The sequence below is a fragment of the Trinickia sp. genome (assembly GCF_051961175.1).
Lineage (GTDB): Bacteria > Pseudomonadota > Gammaproteobacteria > Burkholderiales > Burkholderiaceae > Trinickia.
This window is the reverse complement of the sequence record NZ_JBQCDN010000136.1, coordinates 1-11493: the sequence shown is the minus strand read 5'-3', so window position 1 is coordinate 11493 and position 11493 is coordinate 1. Positions and strand designations below refer to the sequence as shown.

The window sequence follows — 11493 nt, the reverse complement described above, 5'->3', positions numbered from 1 at the left end:
GAAGGACTGAACCGCAGCTTAAAACCGACGCTTTTACCTCCTCTCGAGCGGCCATCACGGCCGCTTTTTAATGCCTGCGCGATCAGCAGGAACCGCCAAACTCTCGTTCAAAAACGCCTTGGTCGCGGTTGTCTTCAGCGCGCAAACGGTTGCGCACGCAACCACTGCAGGCATCCGCTCCTCACATGAATCAGGCTCTATCTTCCGATAATTAGTATTTATTTCCATGTAACATCGCGCTTCCTCCACCCAACCGAAGGAAGAGACGTGACGTTCAGACGATTCAAATTCTTCTCGAAACTGGCCGCTTCGGCACTCGTTAGCTGCGCAATGTACCTGCCGTTCGCACAATCTGCGCACGCGCAAGTCGAAACACCGAAGGCCCCCATTTACGGCGTCACCCTTGACGACCTCAGCAAGTTCAGCGCGATCATCGCCTCCTTGCAAAATCTTCCGTACCGTCCGACCGTGCGCGTGGTGTTCGACCCCGGTACGACGGCAGCGGACTATTACCCCTATATCGTCAAGCTCCATCAGTACGCGTACGTGATGGGCGAGATCTACGATTCGTATTATTTCCCGACCAATTTGTCATCCTATACGGCACGGACGAAGGAACTCGTTTCGACCCTCGGCGCAAACGTTGACGTGTGGGAAATCGCCAACGAGATCAACGGCGAATGGTTGCGCGCGAACTATAGCGGCCCGACGTCGACGGCCACGACCCAAGAGCAGCAGATTGGTCAGATGGTTCAGTCGGCCTACAACGTCGTGAAGGGCGCGGGCGGCAAGGTGGCCGTGACCATGTACTACAACCAGGATCCGTCGGGCAACAATTGCTGGGAACTGCCGATGGACAACTGGCGCACCTGGCCGACGCAATTTTTGTCGTCGACAGTGCGTAACGGCGCCGACTATGCGCTGTTCAGCTACTACCCGTACCAGGATTGCCCGGGACTGAATCCGTCTTGGAAGAGCGACTTCGCCAAGCTCGAGAGCCTGTTCCCGAACGCGAAGGTCGGCTTCGGCGAAATCGGTACGTCGGATACGGCGGCACCTTGGTCGGTTCAGTCGAACATGATCAAGACGTACTATCCGATGGTCAATACGATGGGCGATCCGAAGTTCATCGGCGGCTTCTTCTGGTGGAACTACGTCGAACAGATGCTCCCGTACTCGACGAGCCAGTACTTCCAATTGCTTCGTAACACGATCCTCCCCCTGAAAGCCCCGCAGTAATATGCGCGCTTCATCAAGGGCTCGTCCCGCGTCGCGCCGCGGCGCGGGGCGCCAAGGCTCTGGCCAACTCGTTCGAGATGTAATGCGGCCCGTCGAACAGGTAGGCCGAATATCCGCGATACGCCGCGAGTTGCGCCCGCAACTCGTCGGCGTTCGCCGCACGAAAGCCGCCGTGCTCGCCCGGGCGAAATGCCTCGGCGATGACGCGCACGCGGTCAGGGCCTAACCGGTCCGACAGCGCATCGAGATACTCACGCGCAACGGAAGGCACGCGCGCGTAAACACCGCATCCATCCTGGAAGAACACGCCGACATCGGCCGGCAGCCAGGAGGAGAGCCACTCGGCCAGCGCCTTGCCGCCGACGTTCGTGCGGTCATACACCGAAATCCATAAAGGCCGCGGCAGCGTTTGCAGCAAAGCACCCAGCTTGGGCGCGTCGGCCCATGTCGGATCCACTTCGACGGGAAAGTAATAGCCGGCCACGTTCAGCGGCAACGACACCTGCGCCACCCGTTTCGACTCGCGAATCAGCTGTTCGACGTTGGCACGTGCGCGCTTTTCGTCCGCATCGCCCGCCAGGCCCAATATCACTTCGTGCGCCCAAGGCTGTGCGCCGATACGCGCCCAATCCGGCATATTCGCTGCCGTAGGCAAGCCGACGCCCGGCACGAACGCGGTGTCGTCGACAATCGTCCATTGCACGAGTAACGTCTGCACCCCAAGCAGTTGCCAATCGCCCTCAGGATTGGCCGTGGCATTGTCGACCTGCCAGACGATGCCCTGCGCATGACTATCGATGAACATATCCGCACATGAGACCGTCGATAGACTGACCGCATATCCCACGCCCAGTACCGCCCATCGAATCGAGCAACGCCAGCCTCGCCACATGACCGCCTCCCGTACCCGGTCCGGTACGGCGCGCCGTCAATACCACAGCGTCAACTGTGCGGCGAGCCCGCGAGCGCGGGCGGCCGATGTCAGCGGGACGTGGTACTGCACCGTCAAGTCGGCATAGCTTGCCGGCGCGCTATATCGGTCTTCCCTGAACCAAAAACGGAACTGCACGCCCGGGCCGATACTGATCGCCGTCTGGTTGCGTTCCTTGCTGTCACGATCGAAAATCAGCGCCACGTGCGGGTAAACCGTTAGATGATCGCTGATTTGCGTGATCGCCCAGGTGTGTCCATATCGTAACTGAGAATACAAAACGTAACGGCCTTGGTGAAGGAAATAGTCGGCTTCCGCATACACTTGCCACGCGCGCCAGCTCGGTTCGGTCACGCGCAAATCGTTGCCCGCTTCGGAGGAGTAGCCCAAGCGTAGAAGCCAATCGTTCTGCGAGAGGCTGCCTAATCGCACCAGGCGTTCACCGCTAAGCACGAGATTCTGATCGACGAGCGGCTTGTAACGCGCGCCTACCGATCCTTGCAGCGTCGGCAGCCCCGTCACGTTGCCTGAACCGTCGTAAGCCGTGCCGTAAGCGCGCACGAAGAACTGAAACAGACGCCCGTTTCGATTGCCGATCTTCGGCGGCTGCCAATACGCTTCGATACCGGGTTGCAGCACGCTCACCGTGCCTTGATACGAGAACGCCGATACCTGATAAGGCAAGCTGACAACAAAGCCCCACGTTCTCTCGAGTTGCTGTACCTCGCGGCGATAACCGAAGCGTCGTTGATCGTCGAATGCGTGCTCGCGATCATCGGCATCGAGGCTCGCCTGGAACATCTTCACCGCTTCGTCGTTCTCACCCAATCGCTTGGCCGCATAGCCTGCGTCGGCGTAGTTGCCCGCCTTGCCTCCTCCCTCGGCGAACCCTTGCTGAAAGGCCGCCAGCGCATCGTCGTCCTTGTTTTCGCGCAGCAGGTCGTACGCGGTTTGCAGCGTCTTTTGCGCTTGCTCGTCTCGCGGGTCGGGCTCGCTCTGCTGCGCGAAATCGATCAACGCCGCAGCGCTTTTTTTGTCGTCGTCGGAGCTCGCGTTAGCTTGCGCAAGTTGCGCCGCCTCGAGCGCGCCCTTGCGATCCCCGTTACGCAAACGCCATTGCGCGACGCGAAGCTGAACGCCGGGCTGCGGATCGTTCTCGATCGGAGTCAAAGCCTTTGCGGCTTGCTCGGGCTCGTGCGCCATCAACGCACTATCCGCCCAAGCGAGCCGCAAATTGCGCTGCTGAGCGTGACTCCAACCACCTTTGTCCAACCCGGCGGAGAAGTCGCCCACGGCCTGCTCGTAACGCTGTTGCCTCTGTTCGAGGAAGCCGTGTTGAGCCAGCACGTCCCCACTGTTGGGATAGCGCATGAGCAACGCATCGGCCTGCTTGTTGGCCTGTTCGATTTTGCCCTCGCGCAGATAGACGTCGAGCAGGAGCAGCCCAAGTTGCAAGCTCGAAGGTTGCACGCGCAACGCGCGCGACGCGTACGATTCCGCCTGCGGCAGATCACCCGCGGCGATCGCCTTGTATGCGGCATCGGCGAGACGATACGCACGTGGGGTGAGTTTCTGCGGTTGTGCCCAGGCAGCATGGGTGACGAGCGTGAGCGCGGCAACAGCCGCGATCCCACCCGCGCGGACGATCGCCCGAAGGCGCTTCGTCCGCTTCGATCGTGCACGTTTCATTAACAATCCCCCGGTTTGGCCGATGGCGCGGCGCTGCTCGATCGCGACGCGGCGGCCGCATCGCGGTCGAGGCACGCGCGCCGCGCATGACGCGCGAGCTCGGCCGAAATTTCCTCATCGCTCGCCACGAAATAGGCGACGTTGCAGCCCGCGGCACGCTTGACGATCTCTCGCTCGTCTTCCGTGAGGGGACTGCCGACTGCGACGTTTAATGTCCCGTCGTCCGCCGTCGAAAACGGCAAGGCTCGATAGGTTTGTTGCAGCTCGAGTGAAAAGGCCGAATTAAAATGGCCCGCCGCCACGTTGGCGAGACTCACGCGCGGCAGGTCCGCCTGCTCGGCGAGCGCATCGGCCAGCGTCTCGCCGCTGACGGCGTCCCCTTCGAGCAGCAACTCGCCGAGCCGCCGGCCGCATTCCGCTTGCCGCGCGAGGCAAGTCTCGATCTGCGCAAGCGTGACGACGCCCCATTCGATGAGAATTTCTCCGAGCTTGCGCCGTGCCTTGCCAAGTTGGTCGTTGGATAAGTAGGTGTGTTGCGTCTTATCCCATGCGATCGGCTTGCCCGTGACGAGATGGTTGATGAAGATGCGCCACGCCCGGCAAACCGCCAGGAAGTTGATCAGGTTGTTGACGAACAGGCGCGGCAACGACAGCGCACCCTGCAAGGCGCCGTTCAGCTTTGCGACGAAGTAAAAGCGCTCGCCCAGCCGCAGGACGAGCATGACGGTGTTGATCATCAGCAGGGGGGCGAGTATGCCGCTCACCAACCCCTCGCCCGACCGTCCCAGCGGCGCGATACCGGCCGCGCGCAGCCCCGCGATCGACAAATAGTTGATGAGCACGGCATACGCGACGATCGACACGATCGAGGTCAATATGCCTTTGCGATCACGGAAGAACATATAGCGGTCGCGCCAACTGCCGCGCCAGCCGAGCTGCTGCCACCCTTGAAACGAAATGCCTAGAATCCAGCGCGTGCGCTGGCGGTATGCCGTGCGCAGCGTGCTCGGAAAGTACTCTCGCGTCGCCAGCAGATTGCGCGCGCTCGCCACGCGCTGCGTCTGCCGCCGCACTTGTTCGCGCACGACTTCGCCGAGCGGAAAACGCGCGAACATTTCTCGCATGCCGAGCTCGCGCAATCGGAAGCTGAAATCGTAGTCCTCGGTCAGCGTCGATGTATTGAACGGTTTGCCGCCGCGCTCGACGGATACCGCTTCGATCGCGCGGCGGCTATAGCATGACGCCACACCGGCGCCCGGTACGATACCCGTCAACAGCTCGCGCGACGGGATATCCTTTTGATGCGTCTCGCTAAAGTCGTCCATGTATGTGCCGGCGACGAACTCATTCCATTTCCTCGGCAGCGACAGGACCGGCAATTGGACTAAATCGTGATCGGCGATCGCGTAATTGAAATACTTGAGCTCGATCGGGTGAATGACGTCTTCGCAGTCGTGCATGACGACGCCCGCGAATTGAATGTGATGCGTCGTTTCATAGCGCCGAATGGCGGCGATGATCCAATTCAGACAATCGGCCTTGCACGTCGGCCCGTCATTGAGCACCGCCGCGCGCACGACACGGCCCGGATGGCGCCGCACCATCCGCTCCACTTCGGCCGTCGTTTCAGCATCGTTGTGATAGGTGCCCGCGAAGATGATGTAATGCGTGTACTCCATCGTTTCCAGCGTGTGCTCGATCATCTTCGCGATAACGTCGTATTCCTTCCACGCCGGCACCATGATCGCCAGGTACTGCTCGTCGAGCTCGCGCAGCGACTGCTCGTCGATGCCCGCGTTCGATTCGCCGCGCCACCTTCGCCTAAGTTCGGACAGCCAGTAACAGCCATCGAGAAAGAGGTCGTCTACCGTGCTGATGAAAATGACGATCGCCGTCGCCATCGCGACAACGTTCAGTCCGCTTAGATAGGAACTCCATACCGAGATGTCGTGCATTTCAAATCGCCGCCATGTAATAGCCTCGAGGCCATCGTGCGACGATCGCGGGACGACGACAGTTCGTCGTCCCACACTGAACACGCGTCATATGCATCGTTCAAGCGGAGCGCAACGCCTGCAGCCCTGATGCGATTGCGTTGTGCAACGGCAGCGGCTGGGGAACCGCAGCGTTCATCGCCGGGCAGCTCGCCGGCAGCGTCATCAATGCATGGACGATCCGCTCGCTCGCATGGCCATCGCCATATGGATTGTTTGCATGGGCCATGGCGACGTACTGGCCTCGGTCATCGAGCAGGCGGCTCACTTCGAACACGATGCGTTCGGTATTCGTACCGACCAGCCTTGCGGTACCCGCGCGCACGGCTTCGGGACGTTCCGTCGTTTCTCGCGTCACGAGCACGGGTTTGCCGAGTGCCGGGGCTTCCTCCTGAATGCCGCCCGAATCGGTAATGATCAGATACGCCTTCGACATCAAATAGACGAACGGCAGGTAGTCCTGCGGATCGATCAGATGCACGTTCGGTTGATCGCGCAGTGCGGCCCCTACCGGTGCGCGAACGTTTGGATTCAAGTGGACGGGATAGACGAGCTGCACGTCGTCGTATTCGTGTGCGATCTGCCGCAATGCCTCGCAGAAATGCTTGAATGGATCGCCGAAACTTTCCCGGCGATGCCCGGTAATAAGAATCAACCGACGAGACGGGTCGAGAAACGGATAGCGTGCGGCAATCGAATCCGACAGCGCGGTATCGTGGTCGAGCCGGCGTTTGACCTGCACCAACGCGTCGATCACCGTGTTGCCCGTCAGGACCACCTGCGAGCCCGGTGCGCCTTCGCTGAACAAGTTGTGCTTCGCTTGCTCCGTCGGCGCAAAGAGCCAGGACGAGACCGCGTCGGTGACGCGCCGGTTCAACTCTTCCGGCCAGGGCGACCACACGTTGCCCGTGCGTAAGCCCGCTTCCACGTGGCCCACGGGAACGTAGCGATAGAACGCCGCCAGACTCGCGGCGAGTGTCGTCGTCGTGTCGCCATGCACGAGCACAGCGTCAGGTTGGTAATCGTCGTAGACGCTGCCGATCGACTGCAAAATACCCGAGGTCAGATCGCCGAGCGTTTGTCCTTCACGCATCAGATCGAGATCGTAGTCAGGCACGATTTGAAACAACTGCAGCACCTGATCCAGCATCTGGCGGTGCTGCGCGGTCACGCACACCTTGGCGTCGACACCTTCCTCATCCGCCAACGCTTTCACGAGCGGCGCCATCTTGATCGCCTCGGGCCGTGTCCCGAATACCGTTAAAACCTTCTTCATCTTTTTCCCCGCTGATTTGGCAAATACGGATCCCTAAGAGCTTGCATTGCCTTTACATATGCCCACCAATTTTCTTGCAAAAAGCTTGCAAACCAAGCGTAGGGGATCGGCATCCGCGATGTCTGTGGGAGCCGCCTCATAGCTTTCGCACGAGTGCGGTGCCCGCCTCGTGCGGACGCGCCGGAGGCACGCTCGCACGATCGAAGTCAAACACGTTCGTTTCCCGCTACTTGGCGGTCGTCCCGTCGACCCACGTATAGCCGAGCTTCGTGATCCCCGATATGAGGCTCTTGAAGTCGCTCATCGCCGGCACGTTCAAATCGGGCTCGAGCCAATACGGGTGGAAGAACAACGATGCGAATCCGTCTCGCACCACGGCCGCGTATTGCGCGTTCGTCACCATTTGCTGCCAGGTGTAGGCCACACAAGAAAACGGATCGATGTTGCAGATGTTGTATTGAATGCTGCCGAGGTTTTCCGGCACGATGCGCTCCCCGTAGTAGTCTTGATTGATGATGTACGGGAAGAACTGCCCGGCCGAGAAATCCTGATTGGCCGCACCGGTGCCAATCTGCGGGTTCGTCGATGTGTAGTACACGGCGCGTTGGAACGACGTCTTGAACTGAGCGGCCGCCGCTTTCGAAGCCAACGGCGACATTTGGTATTGCGGTGCGCCCCAGCCCGCCACCTTATAGCCATTGTTCGTAAACTCGGCCAAGCCTTGCTGCATCCGCCCCTGGGCCCACTGTTGCGAGTCTTCGTCGACAGGCCGGTTCTGCACCATGTACCAGAACTCGTAATCATTGCCCGACACGGCGTTCTGAATGTTCGGCGTCGAATCGTACTGGTGCGTATAGCCGTGCATGACGATCGAGCCGCCCCGTGGGAGCGCGTAGTTGAGCGCCGATTTCAATCCCGTCGCTTGCGCGAGATGGATCGTCTCGGGCGTGCCGCCGTTGTAATAGCCGTTCGGATCCGTATAGAGCGGGATCGTCGCCATCGTGAACGGGATATGCAAGCTGTACAGGTAGTTCGTCAGTTGCTGCATCGAGGTTGTTGTCGTAAAGGCATCGAGATCCTCCAACCGGACGAGTGCGCGGTGATTGACGGGTGCGCCGGTGTTCAAGATGTCGTGCAGCATGTCGCAGATCACAAGGTACCGGTCCGTCGGCCCGATATACGAGAACGGGTTGTCGGCGAAGTACCAGAACTTGCCCGAGCGGATGACGTAGGGTGCTGTCGCTCCCGTCTTGCTATTGGTAATCGTGACGAGCGATTGGGCCAATGCCGCGTTGGCGACCGACGTGAGGCCGAGATCCGGATCCGCACTAACCGTTCCGCTGGACGCGTCATACGCGTAGTACTTCGCCATCGGCAAGCCCTTGTATGTCACTGTGTCGTAGAAACCCGGCGTGGGATTGCTCGACGAAGGCGCCGCATTCAAACCGGCCAAGCCTACGAAGTTGATGCCGTAGGTTTGCGTAAACGTGTAGGCCGTATTCCACGCGAGTTCCCAGAGGTTGTACTTGAACCAGACGACGGTATTTTTCGCCGTCATCACGTCGCTCATGAAGGCCGTCGGGAGCGGGTTGTTGTAGTAGTCGCCGATATAGAACGTCGCCGTGGTGCTGCCGATCTGCCCTGCGGTGTAGTTCTGCACGGGCTCGATCGTCACCGTCGTATTGAAGTGCCCGAGTAAGTTGCGCAGCATGATCGCGTACATCAAACCGAGCTTCGAAAACGGATCGTTTTGCGGGTTGTCATAGAGGATAAGCGTACTCGCGGTTGTCGCTTGCGCACGCGCAGTCACCGGCACGCTCAGTTGTACGAATCCGGCCAGCAGCGCCAGGATCAGGATGATCTTTTTCATCTCGGGTCTCCCTAGTCGCGTCCGACCGTGCCGTTGGCACGCTTGACGGAATTGAGTTTGAATTTGGGACGTCCCGTTTCCTTATAGGCGTCTTCCCAGTCCTTCTTCGACATGCCCGGCTGAATCTGAACTTGTGCGGACAGGATTGGCCGCGGCGGCACTTTGTAACTGGTGGCGGGGTTTGGCCCTTTCGAACCGTTATCGCCCTTGCCTTCCGCCTTGGCTTCACTGATCGCCAAACCGGTGGCAACTGCGACGACTAAAAATGTGGACAACGCGAACGGGACGAATCGCGGACGATGAATGGTGAGGTAGTGAACAGGCATAGCCGGCTCCTTGTGTTCGCCTACGTTTGGTCAAGGTGGCGAACGGGTTTCGTGAGGATGCAGCGGACCACCGCGCTGTTCGGGGGAACATCGCGGAGGCGTTCTCGCTATAGATCTGCACGGGCCGGACAAGACGAAGGGGGTTCGCCGTTATCCGTTACCCTGCGTTATTAGCATGCACGGTTAAGCGGGACGGCGCGCTATCTAATCGAATGAAAATGTCCGAGGGCGCACACTGATTTATCCCGCCGCCGTGATAGCGCAGTTGATATGTTGATAATTTCTTATTCAGAAAGTGCGAAATCGCGCTGACTGGCAGGCCGCGGCACAAACGTTGCGCGATCATCCTGACGTCTGAACAAATCGCTTGCCTGTCCGCGCTGATCCCGCTGCTATTCGACGTTTCGTCGAACCGCGAAACGTCGGCGCGGACGCGCTGCTAGCATGGTGCGCATGAACCCAACCACACCGCCCCCCGCTTTCACGCCCGCCGTCGCGCGCGTGCTCGCTACCGTCAGCGTGGCCTTCGTTGTGACGCAACTCGACGTGACGATCGTCAACATCGCATTGCCGAACATCGGCTCGCAGCTGCATGCCCCCGTCTCCGTCCTGCAGTGGATCGTCGATGCCTATACGCTCGCGTTCGCCGTCTTGATGCTTTCGGGCGGCGTGCTCGGCGATCGCTTTGGGGCCCGCCGCTTGTTCGCCGCGGGCCTCGTGCTGTTCGGCGTAGCCTCGCTCGCCTGCGGGCTGGCGCCGAACGCCGAAGCGCTCGTTGCGGCACGTGCCGTTCAAGGTATCAGCGCGGCGGCCATGTTGCCCAATTCACTGGCCTTGCTCAATCGCGCCTGCAGTCACGATCCGCGTTTGCGGGCGCGCGCTGTCGGGTTGTGGACGGCGTCGGGTGCCATCGCCATTGCCGCCGGTCCAGTACTGGGCGGGGTCCTGATCGCCGCTTGGGGTTGGCGCAGTATTTTTCTCGTCAACGTACCGATTTGCCTGGCGGGCTTCATCGCCTCGCTTGCATGGATCGAGCGTCGCGACGACGACGGCGCGCACGCACAGCATCCGGTAGGCATCGATCTGCCTGGCCAGTTCATCGCGATCGTCGCGTTGACAGCATTCACGGGTGCCGTCATCGAGCTGCGACCGCTCGGCCTCGCGCACCCGCTCATCATCGGCGCGTTCGTTGCATCGGTGCTCGGTGCGTTCGCCTTCTTCGCCGTCGAGAGCAAAAGCCGTGCGCCGATGGTGCCACTCACGCTACTGAAAGATAGAACGTTCAGCGCGGCCGTCCTCTTCGGCGTCTGCGTGAACATGGCCTACTACGGCACCGTCTTTGTCTTGAGCCTGTTCCTGCAGCGCGCGCGTGGCGAGACGCCGCTGCAGGCAGGCCTCACCTTTTTGCCACTCACGGGCGGCTTTCTCGTATCGAATGTGGTCAGCGGATGGGTCGTCTCGCGCTATGGTCCGCGCCGGCCGATGATGATCGGCGCGGTCATCGGCGCGATCGGATACGCGCTGCTGCCGTGGGTACACGCGGACACCCCGATCGTCGCGATGCTCGGCCCGTTCCTCTTGATCCCGGCCGGCATGGGGCTGGCCGTCCCGGCGATGACCACCGCCGTGCTCGCATCAGTCGAACACAAGCGGGCCGGCACCGCATCGGCGCTACTCAACACGGCACGGCAGGCAGGAGGCGCGGTTGGGGTGGCCGCGTTCGGCGCGCTCGCGAGCGGGGCCGGTGCAGCGGCCGTCGTCTCCGGCATGCAGATATCGGCCGGCATTGCCGCGGCGTTGTTAGTCGCGGGACTGTTGCTCGCGAGCCTCGTTCACCCCGACGCGCATGCTCGCGAAAGTGTCGGCAAGGAAACGGAACGCTCGGGCGCGGGACGATAGGCGCGTGCAGTCATGCGCCCGCGCGCAAAAGCACGCGGGCGAATCGATTGGAGCCGGGATGCCGGGATGCGGAGGTGGGCGCCGATCGGTCAATGCCAGTCACTGAGATCTAAGATGAATCGACACGCCCCCTGAAGCTAAAGCGTCCCGTTCTGGACCGCCCCCGTATCGAGCGCACGCTCGATGAGCCCTTCATCGAGGGCTTTGTGTATGGCATCCGCAATCAATTGTTCGGGCGCAGCCATCTCCGCCTTCAACGATCCGATCAG

Annotated in this window: 8 protein-coding genes; 2 read left to right on the top strand and 6 right to left on the bottom strand. The window is 60.8% G+C overall.

Annotated elements, in window-relative coordinates; all coding sequences use genetic code 11:
* Positions 1-330 precede the first annotated feature (330 nt).
* The gene (locus tag ACTHL0_RS07520; RefSeq protein ID WP_440566067.1) at positions 331-1239 is read left to right on the top strand and encodes a hypothetical protein; all 909 of its coding nucleotides are present in this window, start codon (positions 331-333) and stop codon (positions 1237-1239) included.
* Positions 1240-1252: 13 nt separating this feature from the next.
* Here the strand turns inward: ACTHL0_RS07520 and ACTHL0_RS07515 are convergent, their stop codons facing one another.
* The 6 genes from ACTHL0_RS07515 to ACTHL0_RS07490 all read right to left on the bottom strand — a co-directional run bounded on the left by ACTHL0_RS07515 (position 1253) and on the right by ACTHL0_RS07490 (position 9325).
* Positions 1253-2131, bottom strand: coding sequence for a hypothetical protein (locus ACTHL0_RS07515; RefSeq protein ID WP_440566065.1), 879 nt, complete (start codon positions 2129-2131; stop codon positions 1253-1255).
* Between the two features lie 36 nt (positions 2132-2167).
* Complete coding sequence (locus ACTHL0_RS07510; RefSeq protein ID WP_440566064.1) at positions 2168-3859, bottom strand: NfrA family protein; 1692 nt, start codon at positions 3857-3859, stop codon at positions 2168-2170.
* Entirely contained in the window at positions 3859-5814 is a 1956-nt protein-coding gene (locus tag ACTHL0_RS07505) for a glycosyl transferase family protein (RefSeq protein ID WP_440566062.1), read from the bottom strand. The genes ACTHL0_RS07510 and ACTHL0_RS07505 overlap by 1 nt, the downstream gene beginning before the upstream one ends.
* A gap of 100 nt (positions 5815-5914) precedes the next feature.
* Positions 5915-7129, bottom strand: a complete 1215-nt coding sequence (gene wecB, locus ACTHL0_RS07500) for a non-hydrolyzing UDP-N-acetylglucosamine 2-epimerase (RefSeq protein WP_440566061.1) — start codon at positions 7127-7129, stop codon at positions 5915-5917.
* A gap of 226 nt (positions 7130-7355) precedes the next feature.
* On the bottom strand, positions 7356-8999 hold the full coding sequence (locus ACTHL0_RS07495) for a DUF2334 domain-containing protein (protein WP_440566059.1): 1644 nt from the start codon (positions 8997-8999) through the stop codon (positions 7356-7358).
* Between the two features lie 11 nt (positions 9000-9010).
* Entirely contained in the window at positions 9011-9325 is a 315-nt protein-coding gene (locus tag ACTHL0_RS07490) for a hypothetical protein (RefSeq protein ID WP_440566058.1), read from the bottom strand.
* A 444-nt stretch (positions 9326-9769) separates the two neighbouring features.
* Here ACTHL0_RS07490 and ACTHL0_RS07485 point away from each other — a divergent pair, with 444 nt between their 5' ends.
* The gene (locus ACTHL0_RS07485) at positions 9770-11224 is read left to right on the top strand and encodes an MFS transporter (RefSeq protein WP_440566056.1); all 1455 of its coding nucleotides are present in this window, start codon (positions 9770-9772) and stop codon (positions 11222-11224) included.
* The last annotated feature ends 269 nt before the right edge of the window (positions 11225-11493 follow it).

Bases quoted from the DNA above. Each gene is read 5' to 3' on its own strand.
- ACTHL0_RS07520 (WP_440566067.1), top strand. From the start codon at position 331: ATGTACCTGCCGTTCGCACAATCTGCGCACGCGCAAGTCGAAACACCG.
- ACTHL0_RS07515 (WP_440566065.1), bottom strand. From the start codon at position 2,131: ATGTGGCGAGGCTGGCGTTGCTCGATTCGATGGGCGGTACTGGGCGTG.
- ACTHL0_RS07510 (WP_440566064.1), bottom strand. From the start codon at position 3,859: ATGAAACGTGCACGATCGAAGCGGACGAAGCGCCTTCGGGCGATCGTC.
- ACTHL0_RS07505 (WP_440566062.1), bottom strand. From the start codon at position 5,814: ATGCACGACATCTCGGTATGGAGTTCCTATCTAAGCGGACTGAACGTT.
- wecB (WP_440566061.1), bottom strand. From the start codon at position 7,129: ATGAAGAAGGTTTTAACGGTATTCGGGACACGGCCCGAGGCGATCAAG.
- ACTHL0_RS07495 (WP_440566059.1), bottom strand. From the start codon at position 8,999: ATGAAAAAGATCATCCTGATCCTGGCGCTGCTGGCCGGATTCGTACAA.
- ACTHL0_RS07490 (WP_440566058.1), bottom strand. From the start codon at position 9,325: ATGCCTGTTCACTACCTCACCATTCATCGTCCGCGATTCGTCCCGTTC.
- ACTHL0_RS07485 (WP_440566056.1), top strand. From the start codon at position 9,770: ATGGTGCGCATGAACCCAACCACACCGCCCCCCGCTTTCACGCCCGCC.